The sequence below is a fragment of the Desulfosporosinus shakirovi genome, from assembly GCF_020595055.1.
Taxonomy (GTDB): domain Bacteria; phylum Bacillota; class Desulfitobacteriia; order Desulfitobacteriales; family Desulfitobacteriaceae; genus Desulfosporosinus; species Desulfosporosinus shakirovi.
Genome location: NZ_JAJDOO010000018.1, coordinates 1 through 14,645 on the forward strand (window position 1 = coordinate 1; position 14,645 = coordinate 14,645).

General features: G+C 43.0%; 15 protein-coding genes and 1 riboswitch. Of the genes, 3 read left to right on the plus strand and 12 right to left on the minus strand.

Going from position 1 to position 14,645, the window contains the following annotated elements; translation table 11 throughout:
- Positions 1-375: 375 nt before the first annotated feature.
- Positions 376-633 carry a metal-dependent transcriptional regulator gene (locus tag LJE72_RS26775; RefSeq protein WP_396391206.1) on the minus strand — a complete coding sequence of 86 codons (258 nt, stop codon included), beginning with the start codon at positions 631-633 and terminating at the stop codon, positions 376-378.
- Positions 634-899: 266 nt separating this feature from the next.
- On the opposite strand from LJE72_RS26775, the gene LJE72_RS15470 reads away from it, so the two are divergent.
- On the plus strand, positions 900-1,601 hold the full coding sequence (locus tag LJE72_RS15470; RefSeq protein WP_229248656.1) for a hypothetical protein: 702 nt from the start codon (positions 900-902) through the stop codon (positions 1,599-1,601).
- A gap of 16 nt (positions 1,602-1,617) precedes the next feature.
- On the opposite strand, the gene nudC is transcribed toward LJE72_RS15470, so the two are convergent.
- Positions 1,618-2,436 (minus strand): NAD(+) diphosphatase, encoded by an 819-nt coding sequence (gene nudC / locus LJE72_RS15475; RefSeq protein WP_229248658.1) that lies wholly within the window; start codon positions 2,434-2,436, stop codon positions 1,618-1,620.
- A 56-nt stretch (positions 2,437-2,492) separates the two neighbouring features.
- A complete protein-coding gene (locus LJE72_RS15480; RefSeq protein ID WP_229248660.1) occupies positions 2,493-3,422 on the minus strand; it encodes a 3'-5' exoribonuclease YhaM family protein in 930 nt (309 codons plus the stop codon).
- 226 nt (positions 3,423-3,648) lie between these two features.
- Between LJE72_RS15480 and LJE72_RS15485 the strand changes: the two genes are divergently transcribed.
- Together LJE72_RS15485 and LJE72_RS15490 are read left to right on the plus strand one after the other, a co-directional pair.
- The gene (locus tag LJE72_RS15485) at positions 3,649-3,990 is read left to right on the plus strand and encodes a YetF domain-containing protein (RefSeq protein WP_229248661.1); all 342 of its coding nucleotides are present in this window, start codon (positions 3,649-3,651) and stop codon (positions 3,988-3,990) included.
- 185 nt (positions 3,991-4,175) lie between these two features.
- Complete coding sequence (locus LJE72_RS15490; protein WP_229248662.1) at positions 4,176-4,496, plus strand: CC/Se motif family (seleno)protein; 321 nt, start codon at positions 4,176-4,178, stop codon at positions 4,494-4,496.
- 60 nt (positions 4,497-4,556) lie between these two features.
- On the opposite strand, the gene LJE72_RS15495 is transcribed toward LJE72_RS15490, so the two are convergent.
- The 9 genes from LJE72_RS15495 to purE form a co-directional block, all read right to left on the minus strand.
- Positions 4,557-5,111, minus strand: a complete 555-nt coding sequence (locus LJE72_RS15495) for a manganese catalase family protein (protein ID WP_229248663.1) — start codon at positions 5,109-5,111, stop codon at positions 4,557-4,559.
- A gap of 444 nt (positions 5,112-5,555) precedes the next feature.
- Entirely contained in the window at positions 5,556-6,863 is a 1,308-nt protein-coding gene (gene purD, locus LJE72_RS15500) for a phosphoribosylamine--glycine ligase (RefSeq protein ID WP_229248664.1), read from the minus strand.
- Positions 6,863-8,407 carry a bifunctional phosphoribosylaminoimidazolecarboxamide formyltransferase/IMP cyclohydrolase gene (gene purH, locus LJE72_RS15505; RefSeq protein ID WP_229248665.1) on the minus strand — a complete coding sequence of 515 codons (1,545 nt, stop codon included), beginning with the start codon at positions 8,405-8,407 and terminating at the stop codon, positions 6,863-6,865. Before purH ends, purD begins: the two co-directional genes overlap by 1 nt.
- Positions 8,404-9,021, minus strand: a complete 618-nt coding sequence (gene purN, locus LJE72_RS15510; RefSeq protein WP_229248666.1) for a phosphoribosylglycinamide formyltransferase — start codon at positions 9,019-9,021, stop codon at positions 8,404-8,406. The genes purH and purN overlap by 4 nt, the downstream gene beginning before the upstream one ends.
- A complete protein-coding gene (purM, locus tag LJE72_RS15515; protein WP_229248667.1) occupies positions 8,984-10,030 on the minus strand; it encodes a phosphoribosylformylglycinamidine cyclo-ligase in 1,047 nt (348 codons plus the stop codon). Before purM ends, purN begins: the two co-directional genes overlap by 38 nt.
- A gap of 90 nt (positions 10,031-10,120) precedes the next feature.
- Positions 10,121-11,539 carry an amidophosphoribosyltransferase gene (gene purF, locus LJE72_RS15520; RefSeq protein WP_229248669.1) on the minus strand — a complete coding sequence of 473 codons (1,419 nt, stop codon included), beginning with the start codon at positions 11,537-11,539 and terminating at the stop codon, positions 10,121-10,123.
- Between the two features lie 139 nt (positions 11,540-11,678).
- Positions 11,679-12,392 carry a phosphoribosylaminoimidazolesuccinocarboxamide synthase gene (gene purC / locus LJE72_RS15525; protein WP_229248670.1) on the minus strand — a complete coding sequence of 238 codons (714 nt, stop codon included), beginning with the start codon at positions 12,390-12,392 and terminating at the stop codon, positions 11,679-11,681.
- A gap of 110 nt (positions 12,393-12,502) precedes the next feature.
- Positions 12,503-13,798, minus strand: coding sequence for an adenylosuccinate lyase (purB, locus tag LJE72_RS15530; protein ID WP_229248671.1), 1,296 nt, complete (start codon positions 13,796-13,798; stop codon positions 12,503-12,505).
- Between the two features lie 14 nt (positions 13,799-13,812).
- Entirely contained in the window at positions 13,813-14,310 is a 498-nt protein-coding gene (gene purE, locus LJE72_RS15535) for a 5-(carboxyamino)imidazole ribonucleotide mutase (RefSeq protein ID WP_229248672.1), read from the minus strand.
- A gap of 182 nt (positions 14,311-14,492) precedes the next feature.
- Positions 14,493-14,594: riboswitch (purine riboswitch) on the minus strand.
- Positions 14,595-14,645 lie beyond the last annotated feature (51 nt).

The following is a 14,645-nucleotide window of genomic DNA, read 5'->3' on the forward strand; positions in this document are numbered from 1 at the left end:
GATCAGTATAGCCGCAGCGTGCTTGTATAATCAACGAACCAAGGGCTATGCGAACTGGTTTAGCAACATTACCTCGGTCACTAGGAAACAGGCATTAAAAAATGGACCTTTCTATCTTTTTTAATTCCTACGATTATCGGATTTAGTGCCTGCTTCATTCTTACTAAAGCGGTCGATTCCTCGGCTTAGTTTAACATAATAGACTCTACACATTGGTTTTACTGGAAGACACTATGTATTCCAGTAAAACTCTATGCCATTCTGGGTTTTGATTTAGAGATGTGACGATTGCTTGGATGGAGCAGATGGTAGCCTCCGAAAGATAATATGTTCCATCGCTTCGGCCGCAATATCGCAGTCAGTATTAATGAGCACCTAAAGTTCCTGTAATAATTGATTACGTTTCACTAAGAAATCGCCAAGTTTTTTTCCTTTTTCTGAAAAGGTAATCTCTCCATAGCGTTGATAATAAATATACTGGCCATTTTTCAATTTGCGCAACGCTTTTGTGACCGATGGCAGTGAAACCCCCAGTTTGATACTGAGGTCAGTGACCCGAACAGTATCTGACGATAAAGAAAAACGGTACTGCTCTTCTAGATAGTCCTCTAAACTGGGGGTGAGAATACCCATTGCTACTCCTTTTTAAAGGTCGTTTTTAATACTTATGCAATATTGCCTTAAAACTTTCCAACTCTCTAAGGAATACCTGGTTTTACTAATTGCAACTATACTGCCAGAATGTATAACACCTATAAAAGCTTTCTCCCCAAAATTAATGATGAGTTTTTTCTGTTAATTATGAGACAACCTAAATTATTTGGATAGAACCCTATAAAAAACATACACTACAACACAGACAGAATTAACGATAATAAGCTGCGGAGGAGGCACCTTCGATGTATAAAAAAGATGGAAAAACTATATCAATAGCTGTCCACCCTGAGCTTCGACGCATTTTACTCAAAAACCCAACTCAAGAATCCTTAAGTACGATTATTGAATACCAGCTCTTTGAACAGGCCACTCCCCCCCTTGCAGACGACATCCTTCGTCTGTTACCTTCATGGGAACAGCAAGCCTTAGAAGGAAATGAGGTACTAGCCAGACTTATCCAGTACATGTCTTATCAATCCCTTAGTTCTATAAAAAACCAGAAAATTATTCAAGCTAACCTCTTACGCATACAAATTTTAGCCTCAACGCCCGGAATTATTTCCTTTCCCGCTACAGAAATTCAAGAAAACCTAATTAAGTTCTTACAGTCTTCTGATATTTTGGCTGATCTTCCAGAACTAGAGGTCGTATCATTTTCTGCGAACGAGATTAAGCCCCTCTCTTCCGACTTAACTCGTTTTCGGCTAACTCCACACAGCCGCCGTTATATTCAGAATCTATTCCACTCTGAAAGGCGCGAAGCTATTCTATCTGTATTGGCCCATATTACTAAGAGTTACCCCCTGCTATCCACTTGTCGTCAGGCCTATGCCCTTATGCTGTCGCTCGATAACCCTGAGATTTGGGGAAATCATCCTTTTTGTGTTCGTCTAATCGCCAATCGTTTTTGGGATAATAAAATAATGAAGACCATAGAAGCATAGCATAACCCTGCTCATTTTACTTGCTATCGCTAACTTGGCTAAACCAATCTATTAATTGCCGGGCTATACTTCCACTGCTCGGAATCAGCGGAAGTTGATCGGCAGTAAACCATCGTGCATCTAAAATTTCTTTCTTGTCGATATTTATATCCCCACTGTCGTAATCAGCTATAAAACCTACCATTAGTGAATCTGGGAAAGGCCATGGCTGGCTGCCGAAATATTTTATGTTTTTGACTTTTATGCCCACCTCCTCTGCTACTTCCCTTTGAACGCACTCCTCAAATGTTTCTCCCGGTTCCACAAACCCAGCCAAAACACTATAAAAGCCAGCTTGAAAACGACTCCCCTTAGCCAACAATATTTCATTTCTCCGAGTAATAGCCACAATGATCGCCGGGGAAATCCGAGGATAATTGACAAATCCACAAGAAGGACAACGTTTGGCCCTTTCATCTATTTTGTTTTCTGTCTGTTCTCCGCACTGACTGCAATACTGATGGGAACGATCCCAATGCATAATTTGATAAGCTTTTCCCGCCAAAACAAATAAATCTTCTGGCATGTGATCGAGTAAGCGCCGTAAATTACAAAATGACGTGCCCTCCGGTGCAACAGTAATTGGAGAAAGTTCAGCAACATAACATGGACGTCCGTCCAATTGACCAACATATTGTCTCCTGATTGGTCTTATATTTAACTTATCCAGATTAATATCAGGCAAAGCAAATTGACCATTATTTTCTATGACAAGGAACTTATTCCCTTTGAACAACAACCAATATACCGTTTCATTTCCTTCCTCTTGCCAGCTGAATCCTGGTTCAAAAAACATTCGGGCATCCTCTTTTCATCGCTAATTATGAGTCATATCTAATTATATATCCTCCCCTACTTTAGATAAATGAACCGTTCCATACTTGGAATATACGGAGACCATTCATCTTCTGGATGGTTCTCTTTAGCTTGCTCAAACTGATATAGTTCTGCATCCATGGCATCTGCATAGTGAATCACTAACGCTTCCATCAATTTTGGACGCTTTGGTGATTGCCATTCATATTTCCCGTGGTGACTAGTAATAATATGCAACAACTTAGAACGCTGATCCCGTGAAAAACTTGGAATTTTAGCAATTTCCTCAGTTAAGAGTTCGATCCCTATGATAATATGCCCCAGCAACCGTCCTTCTGTTGTAAATTTAACTCCCCGATCGTAGGAATACTCACCAATCTTGCCGATATCATGCAAAAGCGCTCCCGTCACAACTAAATCACGATTTATTCCGGGGTAGTGCTTGGAAATTCCTTCTGCAAGCTCTGCCACTCTAACACTATGCTCCCAAAGTCCTCGGAGATACGCTTGATGAATTTTCATGGCAGCCGGAGCTTTGCGGTAAGCATTTCCCCATTTCGGATGCTCTAAAATCATCTCCATTAGCATTTTGAGCTCCGGTTGGATTATCTTCTCTATAAGAACAGCCAACCGTTTTTCTAACTCGTCTGCAGTAACCGGGGAACTTGGTAAGAGATCAGATAAGTCTACATCCTCCTTTGAAACTATCTGGACAGCTTCAATTGTTAGATCAATAGTACCACGGTACTCAGAAGCAACTCCTTTGACCCGAAAGATGTCCTGATCTTTCAGCCATACAAGAACTTGTGGATCATAATTCCACATCTTCCCTTGAATCATTCCTGAACGATCTTGGCACGTCATGGAAAGGTATGCCCCTGGTTTTTGCCGAAAGGGCACCTCTTTCCATTCATTAACCAGCAACATCCCTTCAAATCGTTCCCCAGCTTTACAATCTCTCAGCATATATTAAATACTTCCTTTCTTTCACAGCATCTTTTATCATATCATAACAAACTGGGGAGACATTCAGTTGAAAAGATATTTTACTAAGCTCTCAAGTCGAGCCTTGTTTTTATATCCCATATTTAGAACGTTCTTGGAAATAATAATAATAATAAAATTAAGAAGGGAACTCCCTGTCTTCGACTTTCTAGTCATATTACCTTAAGAGCAATAACAGGAGCCGATCTTGCAGATCCCAATATTTCTCTACATACATACTGCTGTAGCAATTATTTTAATTGGGTTTTCCCAAAAAGTCTTAACAACTTTAATCATCAAGCATCGCAAATTTGGACACCTGCTTACCTTTGAGCCTACAATTGTTATTCAAGATGGACAGTTAATCATGAATAATCTAAAGAGAATTCGTTATTCCGTTAACAATGTTCTTCATATGCTTCGAGAAAAGGATATTTTTGATCTGAGCGATGTGCGTATGTTTAAGAGTATTTTTTTAGCCAATTCTTTTATAGCCCGTTCGAGGGTTTTACTGCAGACTTCTTCATCCCGTCGATTAAAGCGTTTGTAGATTTCGGTTATGGTTAATCCTTGAGGAGTGGCAGTGAGCATGCGCAAAATCTCCATTCTGTGGCAACATTTTTGACGATTTCGCGTTGGCGTGTTAACTTATCCAAACTTAATCCTCCAATCCCTTGCAACCGAAAAAAGAAATGATAGAATAGATATGGCAACATTAAGGAGGTGAATCCACAATTGGATCCTAACCTTAAAATGAGTTCGAATATGAATATTAACATTACACAGAAAGCAATGAAATTCCTTCAGAAGGCTAAAAAAAACAAGCTTTACATAAAGCGCATTGTAGTCACTCAGTGTTGCATCCCGCTCTCTACTCCCCCTGCCGTACGAAAAGGAAGGCCAAGGAAGCCTGAGAATTTTCACGAATTTATTTTTGACGGAATCACGGTGTATTATGATCGCGATTTAATCCCGAAGCCGGAATTAACCATCGATACTGAAGGGCTGGGCTTGTCCGAACGATTAATGGTTTCTGATTGGGTTATTAAATATTAAAGTCGGCCTTTGGCCGACTTTTTTCATATTACTTTAGAAGTTAATCCAATTCATTTACTATTATTTCAAGACTTGCAAACTCATCTTATAGTCGTAAATCAATTCATTAAATTCCTCTGGCGAACCGTTTTCACGAAGTAACTTCTGTGCTTTTTTTAATAAGTATTTATGTACTTCTCCCCTGGTAATTAGAAACATAATCATCTTCTTCATATTTAGATCAACTGTCAGTTCCAGCTGTTGCTGATATAGACGAATCACTCTAGTTTCCGTCTGGATATCCATCTGCAACATTTTAACAACGTCGAGGCTTTGGTTAATCTGCGTAATTCCCCATAAAGCACCCTGGGTATTAACCAGAGTTAAGGGTGGTCCTCCCAGTTTATTAATCGCTACTGAAATCAATTCCATATGTCCAAATTCTTCTGCAGAGAATATCCCCAGCAGTTCTCGAATATGTCGATTTGATATATTCGAACGTTGGTTAAAGTATTGTAAGGCTGATGCCAACTCACTGCCAATTCCTGAATAATGTTCTGTCAGCACTTTTGCAAACACTGGATCTTCACGTTCAACGTGGATCGGATAAAACAAACGCTTGTGATAATTAAACACTTCCATCCCACCCTCTATTTAAAGAATCCTGCCTTTATTATATGGCGATAGAATCCATGTGGTCACAAGCGACTGATAACACTTCTCTTCTGTCATTCATAAACTGCTCAGAGGAAGTGATCGAAAGCGTTATTACATTGTCCCAAAAAGCAAGAATCCTGCCTCATAATTTGTGGGCAGGATTCTTACTCTTATCGCCATGGGGCAAGATGTCATGAAACCAGTACGAGAGTTTAGTGGGGATTAGTCTATCAAAGAAAAAGAAATCCCCTCCCGTCAAAGGAGGGGGGAAAAGAAAGAAAAGAAGGGGAGAAAAATGAGAAGAATATATGTTAACCGTTGCAGTAACGGGTAATCATTACTAACTAATCTAAGTATAGATCATCCGTGTTACATTGCCATGAAGTTTGTGTGAAGAATATGTTAAACCTTATTATGGAAATTTTAGTTTTCTAACCCTTTCACGCCAATATCCCGTCGAAAATGTGATTTTGGGAAATCAATTTCATCTACCAGAGCATACGCCTTCTCTCGAGCCTTTTGAAGAGTTTGTCCTTCAACAGTTATTCCCAAGACCCGTCCTCCAGTACTCAGAAGCTGACCTTCATGAATTCCTGTTCCAGCGTGAAAGATAACTGCATCTTGACCACTCTCCAATGGCAATTGAATCGGAACCCCCTTTGTGTAAGCCAAAGGATAGCCTTCAGCAGCCATTACTACACAAACTGCAACTTCATTTTTCCATTCCACCTGAACTTCGGAAAGTTTTTTTTCTGTACACGCCCAAAGAACTGGCAAAAGATCTGACTTAAGTCGTTTCATAACCACTTGGGTTTCAGGATCACCAAATCGAACATTATATTCCAAGAGTTTAGGGCCCTGCTTAGTTATCATCAACCCCAAGAAAAGTACACCTACAAAGGGAGTCCCTCGTTCTTGCATTATCTTAAGAGTCGGCGAAACAAGGTCGCGCATGACGATTGCTTCAAGTTCAGTCGTCCAAATCGGAGGAGGGCTATACGTACCCATACCTCCAGTGTTAAGCCCCAGGTCACCCTCTAAGGCCCGCTTGTGATCCTGAACAGGAACCATAGGTAGAGCTGTAACCCCGTCCGAAAAACACAGTAAGCTAACTTCTTGCCCCTCTAAGAACTCCTCGATAAGCAATTTTTTACCTGCTGAACCAAAGTTGCCGTCCATTATTTCATCCACCGCTTGGAGGGCAGTCTCCAAATCCATTGCTACTATAACACCTTTACCCGCCGCTAAGCCATCCGCTTTCAAAACACAAGGAGCGCCTATGGTTTCAATGTACTTTTTAGCTCGAACCGGATCTTCAAATACTTGCCACTCTGCTGTAGGAATCTTAGCGCCTTCCATAATCATTTTGGCAAACGACTTGCTTCCCTCCAACTGAGCTGCAGCCTGCGTCGGCCCAAAGATTCTCAGACCCGCCTCCTGAAAAGCATCTGCAATACCTAAACTCAAGGGGTCTTCTGGACCGACAACCGTAAGATCAATCTTCTCCTTAACGGCAAATTCCACTAGCCCTACAATATCCTGAACAGAAATTGGGACATTCCAGATAACTGTCCCGGCATTTCCCGGTGCCACATATAAGCGTTCAAGTTCAGGGCTTTGCGCCAACTTCCAAGCTAAAGCATGTTCTCGTCCGCCGTTGCCTATAATTAACACACGATGCTTCTTCACTGTCTGACCCCGCTTCCCATTTATAGCCTTAGAATTTATCATTAATGCTGAAAGTGCCGGCGATGTGTAAAGACCATAATTATATTTAAGCGATTAGCGGCTTCGATAACCGAAGGATCATTGCGAGACCCCCCTGGCTGAACGATGGCACGAATACCCGCTTTAGCAGCCTCTTCGATCGAATCAGGGAAAGGAAAGAAGGCATCCGAGGCTAGATAAGCCCCTTTAGCTTTATCTCCGGCCTGTTCAAGAGCAATCTTGACTGACCCAACTCTATTCATTTGCCCTGCTCCAACGCCCAACGTCTGTTTATGATCTGTGACTACGATAGCATTTGACTTGACATGTTTCACAATACGCCACGCAAAATCGAGCGCTACCAGATCTTCTTCCGTGGGTTTTTGTTCTGACACAACATCCCATTCGCTAACTGAAGTGGTCCCCTGATCGACCTCTTGAACAAGATATCCACCTTCAATACTTCTGGAAACCCAACCGGGCATAACCTTGCCCACGTCCCCTCTGCCAACCACAAAGAGTCGAAGATTAGTTTTAGCACTTAGAATCTCGCGAGCTTCCAGGCTAAAATCTGGCGCTATAATTACTTCATAGAAACGTTCTTTAAGGGCTTCAGCACATGCTGTATCTACGACACGATTAAAGGCGATAATGCCGCCAAAAGCGGAAACCGGATCTGCAGCAAATGCATTTTCATAAGCCTCAAGCGGTGTCTTGCCCATTGCCACTCCACAGGGGTTAGTGTGTTTAATGATCGTCGCTGCGCACAATTCAAATTCACGCACAAGTTTCCAAGCGGTATTCATATCTATCCAATTATTGTACGAGAGTTCTTTCCCTTGAAGTTGTTTGCCGTTTGCGAGGGTCCCCACTCCGGCTTCTGAACTAATATAGAAAGCTGCCTTCTGCTGTGGGTTTTCGCCATAACGCAGTTCTTGAACCTTTTGTGCAGTTATGCGAAGCGTCTCCGGAAAAGTATCCGGTGGTTCAATCTGCCGCTCTAGATACCCGGCAATCAGTCGGTCATATTCAGCGGTATGAGCAAAAGCTTCAGCAGCTAGTCGTTTGCGCATGCCCGCAGGAACATTCCCAGTTTCACGCAATACGCTTAAAACTTCTTCATAAGATTCTGGATTGACCAACACTGTAACCCGCCCATGATTCTTAGCTGCAGCGCGAACCATAGTTGGCCCACCAACATCTATATTTTCTATGGCCTCCTCAAAGGTCACTCCAGGCTTAGCAATAGTCTCCCGAAATGGATAAAGATTAACCACTACTAAGTCAATATAAAAAATTCCGTTCTGTTCCATTTGTTCCATATGCTTGACACTGTCCCTCGCCAAAATCCCACCGTGAATTAAAGGGTGAAGTGTCTTGACTCGACCATCTAAAACCTCAGGAAATCCCGTGACCTCACTCACATATTTCACCGGGATATTAGCTTCATCAAGTGCTTTGTAGGTCCCCCCGGTTGAAATCAACTCGAATCCTAAACCTACAAGTTCACGCGCAAAAATTACAATTCCCTTCTTGTCGGAAACGCTTATGAGAGCTCTTCGCTTCATCCCAATTCCTCCTGTTGCAAAATATGTACTCTACGCCCAGTCCGCTCTACTTTTCCTAAAGCTAACAAGCGAACGGCATCGGAATAGAGACGGTGTTCCACCGCTAAAATTCTCTGAGACAAGCTTTCTTCTGTATCCTCTGACAACACAGGCACTGCCTCTTGTAAAATAATTGGGCCGCTATCCAAGCCTTCATCAACAAAGTGTACAGTACACCCACTAACTTTGACTCCATATTCCAGTGCTTGACGTTGGGCGTGGAGCCCTGGAAAAGCGGGCAGTAATGAAGGATGGATATTCAGGACCGGAAAATGTATTTGACTCATACAATAAGGACTCAAAACCCTCATATACCCTGCCAAAAGCAACAGCTCCACCTCATTATTTTGCATCCAGATCAAGATATCTTCCTCTTGTGCTTGACGATGCTGGTAATTACTGATCGGAAAAACACGAGCAGGGATTCCAGCCTCCTCAGCCATCATTAATGCCCCAGCCCCTGGAAGGTCTGAGCCAACAGCCACTATCTCGATAGGAAGGTTGCCGCTTTGGCAGGTTGTAATCAAAGCTTGGAGATTACTCCCACGACCTGATGCCAGTATTGCCGTCCTCATAAGCCACCCCTTCTCCAGTAACGACACTTCCAATAACGAAGCTTTTCTCACCTAACTCATCAAGTTTTTGTCGAACTAATCCCTCAGCCTCTGAACGGACAATCAGGACATAACCAATTCCCATATTAAACGTCCGATACATTTCTGACCAGGCCACATCTCCCAAGCGTTGCAACAACGGAAAAATTGGCGGTCGTTTCCAAGCTGATGTATTAATTTGAACCCCCAAACCTGCGGGCAATATTCTGGGAACGTTATCCGTTAAACCTCCACCCGTAATATGGGCCATGCCAAGTATCTCTGCATCAGAAAGAAGCGACAAAATTGACTTGACATAAATGCGGGTTGGGCGAAGCAGTGCCTCCCCAAGAGATTCCCCTAACTCTGGGAATTCTTCATCAACGGAATAGGATTCGAAGATTTTTCGGGCTAAGGAGTACCCATTGCTGTGAAGACCAGACGAAGGTAAACCGATAAGTATATCTCCTGCTTGAATCTTTGAGCCGTCGATTAACTTATCTTCATTCACCACTCCCACTGAAAATCCTGCAATATCATATTCGTCTTCTGCATAGAAACCAGGCATTTCTGCCGTTTCTCCCCCAATTAAGGCACAGCCGGCCATTTCACACCCACTGGCAATCCCGCCAATGACCTCGGCCAGTCGTTTCGGTTCCACTTTTCCAACCGCCAGGTAATCGAGAAAATACAAAGGTTCTGCCCCTTGTACTAAGATATCATTAACACACATAGCTACCGCATCTTGTCCGATACTATCGTGCTTATTCATTTGAAAAGCAAGGCGTAGCTTAGTTCCTACTCCATCTGTTCCAGAAACAAGAACTGGATTTGGATATTTAGCTAAATTTAGTTTAAAAAGCCCGCCAAATCCACCTAGCCCGCCGAGGACTTCTGGTCGGAGAGTCCGAGCAACCGCTGGTTTGATACGTTCTACAACTTCATTTCCTGCTTGAATGTCAACACCCGCATCTCGGTATGAATATCCCAACTGTTGTTCCTCCTTAAAGTTTCAATGCATCGACGTATTCTTTACATAAGTTCACTCACTTCGAACCACGATCTTCGAGCCTCGCAGACCTCATCCACGAGACTTATGAGATTCAAAATTGTTCTTACCTTGGTTTAAACTCGAAACTGGAATAGGATACGCTCCATTAAAGCAAGCCAAGCAAACAGCCTCTGTCCCCAGTGCGCGAAGCAAGCCCTCCTCAGAAATATAGTGCAGTGAATCTGCCCCAACATACTGACGAATTCCATCGACATCCAATTGATTGGCAATGAGCTTTTCCCGTTCAGCAGTGTCAATTCCATAGAAACACGGGTAGGCCACTGGAGGAGAACTGATTAAGAAATGCACTTCTTTAGCTCCCGCCTTCTTGACCATTTCCACGAGCTTAGAACTAGTCGTTCCTCGGACGATAGAATCATCGATCATCACAACACGTTTATCTTTTAGAACGCTCGCATTGGCATTCAGTTTAAGACGAACTGCAACTTCCCTCATTGCCTGGGTCGGTTGAATAAAAGTTCTGCCCACATAACGATTTTTAATGAGTCCTTCTCCAAACGGTATTCCCAAAGCCGTCGCATACCCTAAGGCCGAAGCAGTTCCGGAGTCTGGAACCGCAATTACAAGATCTGCTTCAATCGGGCATTCATTGGCTAGTTCAATACCCATCTGCCGCCGACTCTCAGCTATATTCAAACGATCCATCGTACTGTCTGGTCGAGCAAAATAAATATATTCAAAAGCACAGCACGCCCGCTTAGTTTTGTTTATCCCTAGATGTGAGTGTAATCCTTCTTTATCGATCACAACAATTTCACCAGGTTCTACATCTCTTACAAACTCTGCGCCAATAGTATCAAGGGCACAACTTTCCGAAGCTAGACAATACCAACCACCAAGCTTCCCAATACATAAAGGACGAACACCAAGGGGATCCCTGATTCCAAAAAGCTTATCTTCCGCTAAGATAACTAAGGCATATGCCCCACGCAGATCCATCATGGTCTTAACCAACGCGTCTTCTAATGAATCCCGGCGATACCGAGTTATTAGGTTAATAATCACTTCACTGTCAACCGTCGTTTGAAAAACCGCACCGTTTTTTCCTAGTTCCTCTCTAAGATCTGATGCGTTTGTCAAATTCCCATTATGTGCTAAAGCCATCATACCTTTTTGATAGTGTACCACTAAAGGCTGAGCATTTGCCAGCAGACTTGATCCCGTCGTGGAATATCGCACATGACCGATGGCCATTTTCCCTTTCAAGCCTTCAACTATGCTGTCAGAAAAAACTTCCGACACTAAACCCATTCCTTTATGCACGTTGATGCTCAAGCCATTTGAAACTGCGATACCAGCGCTTTCTTGACCACGGTGCTGTAAAGCATAAAGCCCGTAGTAAGTAAGACGGGCAACCTCTTGATCGGGAGCATAAATACCAAAGACTCCACATTCCTCTTTCGGTTTGTCCTCTCCAAATTCGAACATTTTCGGCCCCTCTCTCCCCCTTAGTTCCGCGCTTGCGGCGAATTACGTCTAGTTCATATAAAGATATCAGTACTTCACTGCGTCATTTTAAGAGATGATTGAATACTATTCTCACTTCTAAACATGCTTTCCTAAGGGTCTATGCAAGGACCGCCTTGACCCTGCGATAGACTTCTTGATACGCTTCTTCGACTTTTCCCAAATCACGTCGGAAGCGATCCTTGTCCAGCTTTTCGCGTGTTTCAATATCCCAATAACGGCAGGTGTCTGGAGAAATCTCATCGCCAAGATAAACTTTTCCATCACGCACTCCGAATTCCAGTTTAAAGTCGATCAACTCAATACCCGCTTTTACTAAGATAGACTGTAAAATCGAGTTGACTTTTAAGCCCATGGCTTGAATTTCTCGCGCAACATCCATGCTCGCCCAGCCCATCGCCTCGACGTGAGATTCATTAACCATCGGGTCTCCCAACGCATCATCTTTATAATATAATTCTACAACCGGGCGTGAAAGTACAAAGCCTTCCTCTACCCCAAGACGCTTTGACAGACTTCCGGCCACAATGTTGCGCACAACAACTTCAAGTGGAATCATTTCTAACCGATGTACAAGCATATCCCGATCGCTTAACAATTTAACATAGTGGGTTGGAATACCCGCTTTTCCAATTTCCTCAAAGAACAGTGCTGATAACTGGTTATTGACCAATCCCTTATCCACGATTTGTCCCTTTTTCTCTCCATTGAAGGCAGTGGCATCATCTTTATAGGCTACCCAGAAATATTCATTTTGATCAGTGTCATACACTCTCTTAGCTTTTCCCTCATATCGTAATTCTAACTTTTCCATTAAGTATAACCCCTTTCATATTTGGTGCAGTATGCCAGTATCTGTTGCAAGTATTTAAGCATTTCATCTTTAGTTGAACGAGTTCACTTCCGTCACCTGTTTTTATTCACCTAAACGAGTTCTAAACGCTGAAAAATATCCGCTACATGCTTTGTATGATAAGCATAATCAAACAGGTCGCTTATTTCTTTTTCATCTAAATAATCTCGAATACCCGAGTCTCTGCTAATTAAGTTCTGAAATTGCTCTTTAGTATTCCAAGCTTCCATAGCATTGCGTTGAACCAAGGAGTATGCCGTCTCCCGACTGACACCCTTATCAACCAAGGCTAACATAACTCGTTGAGAAAAAATCAAGCCAAATCCTTTGTCGATATTTAACTTCATTTGTTCTGGGAATACTTCGAGCCGATCTATAAGCTGTGTCATCTTATGAAGCATATAGTCTAAAGCAATTGTGCTATCCGGTAAGATCATCCGTTCCGCAGAAGAATGTGATATATCTCTCTCATGCCATAAGGCAACGTTTTCCAGTGCTACTTGAGCATTGGCACGAATAACCCTGGCCATGCCGCAGATACGTTCAGGAGTAATGGGGTTTTTCTTGTGAGGCATAGCCGAGGAACCTTTCTGCCCTTTTCCAAAGGCTTCTTCCACCTCATGAACATCGGTTCGTTGTAAGTTGCGAAGCTCAGTTGCCATTTTATCAAGTGAACTTGCAATCCCAGCAAGGGTTGTCATGAAAAAGGCATGTCGGTCACGTTGAAGGATTTGGGTAGAAATTAAAGCCGGCTCTAGACCAAGCACTTGGCAAACATGCGCTTCAACTTGAGGATCTACATTGGCGAAGGTCCCTACCGCACCGGAAATTTTCCCTACCCTTATTTCCTCACGAGCGAAAACTAAGCGCTTTTTTTGACGTCTAATTTCATCGTACCACAATGCAAACTTCAATCCTAAGGTAATTGGTTCTGCGTGAATTCCATGAGTGCGTCCCATCATCAAGGTGTCCCGATGTTCAATCGCTCTGCGGTTCAGAACCGCTTCCAGCCCCTCTAGCTTTGTCAACAAAATATCAGACGCTTCCACTAATTGCAGGGAGAGTGCCGTATCAAGGACATCAGAAGAAGTAAGGCCGAGATGAATGTGTTTTGCTTCATCTCCCACATTTTCTGCTACATTGGTCAAAAACGCCAACACATCATGTTGAGTCACTTCTTCAATCGCTTGCACCCTTTCCCAAGAGAAGGAAGCCTTCTCTCGAATAACTTCGACAGCTTCATTCGGAATTTTTCCTAGCTTGGCCCATCCTTCGCAAGCGGCAATTTCAATTTTCAGCCATAGTTCGAGGCGATGCTCGTCTGTCCAAATCCCCCCCATTTGAGGAAGGGTATAGCGTTCAATCATACTTACATTCTCCTTTAACCTTGACTTAATCTTTGTTGCAGTGCTTCGTCCTTCGCTTCAATATCTTTCATCATCTGAGCTCGATAGTTTTTAACCTTTATACTCAGGGGTTTATCCTCAACAGCTAGAAACTGTATCGCAAGCAAGGCTGCATTGCGTGCCGCACCAATGCCTACAGTTGCCACCGGAATTCCAGGGGGCATTTGCACGATGGAGTAAAGGGCATCAATACCCTCCATAGTGCCACTGCTTAGCGGAACACCAATCACTGGTAGAATTGTTGCTCCTGCTACAACCCCCGGCAAATGGGCGGCTAACCCTGCCGCCGCGATGATAAGTTTACCTCCTTGGGCTTCAAAAGCTTTTACCCAGTCGACGGTTCTCTCTAAAGTCCTATGCGCAGAAGAAATTTTGACTTCAAAATCAAGTTCAAACTCACGAAGAACTTTGACGGATTCCTCCATGACTTTGTAATCCGAATCACTTCCCATAATAACCCCAATCTGGCTCATTTAAGTTTCCCCTCTCTCCCTACATTTTCCTAAAAACAATATTAAAAAACCAGGCAAGGCAGATTACACCCCCTTAAAACAGAGTGAAACCTACCCGCCTGGGCTTTTATCCCTTCGGTGTAATTTGATTTCGCAATCAAACCTGTACCACTCGGACAAAGCAATAATACAAATACATTTGCCCTAGGTACACTTTCGCTCATAGTCAGACCATTTACGGCGGCCTGGTAGAAACTTGCGGACCATATCTCCGCGGTTATATGAACACGTATGAAATTTTGATAAGTTTATTTTACAAGAAGGTATCAATAAGGTCAATAGAAAATCGAACATTA

What these genes read in the sequence shown, in the direction of transcription:
- LJE72_RS26775 (WP_396391206.1), bottom strand. Translation starts at nt 633, where the DNA reads ATGGGTATTCTCACCCCCAGTTTAGAGGACTATCTAGAAGAGCAGTAC.
- LJE72_RS15470 (WP_229248656.1), top strand. Translation starts at nt 900, where the DNA reads ATGTATAAAAAAGATGGAAAAACTATATCAATAGCTGTCCACCCTGAG.
- nudC (WP_229248658.1), bottom strand. Translation starts at nt 2,436, where the DNA reads ATGTTTTTTGAACCAGGATTCAGCTGGCAAGAGGAAGGAAATGAAACG.
- LJE72_RS15480 (WP_229248660.1), bottom strand. Translation starts at nt 3,422, where the DNA reads ATGCTGAGAGATTGTAAAGCTGGGGAACGATTTGAAGGGATGTTGCTG.
- purD (WP_229248664.1), bottom strand. Translation starts at nt 6,863, where the DNA reads ATGATAAATTCTAAGGCTATAAATGGGAAGCGGGGTCAGACAGTGAAG.
- purH (WP_229248665.1), bottom strand. Translation starts at nt 8,407, where the DNA reads ATGAAGCGAAGAGCTCTCATAAGCGTTTCCGACAAGAAGGGAATTGTA.
- purN (WP_229248666.1), bottom strand. Translation starts at nt 9,021, where the DNA reads ATGAGGACGGCAATACTGGCATCAGGTCGTGGGAGTAATCTCCAAGCT.
- purF (WP_229248669.1), bottom strand. Translation starts at nt 11,539, where the DNA reads ATGTTCGAATTTGGAGAGGACAAACCGAAAGAGGAATGTGGAGTCTTT.
- purC (WP_229248670.1), bottom strand. Translation starts at nt 12,392, where the DNA reads ATGGAAAAGTTAGAATTACGATATGAGGGAAAAGCTAAGAGAGTGTAT.
- purB (WP_229248671.1), bottom strand. Translation starts at nt 13,798, where the DNA reads ATGATTGAACGCTATACCCTTCCTCAAATGGGGGGGATTTGGACAGAC.
- purE (WP_229248672.1), bottom strand. Translation starts at nt 14,310, where the DNA reads ATGAGCCAGATTGGGGTTATTATGGGAAGTGATTCGGATTACAAAGTC.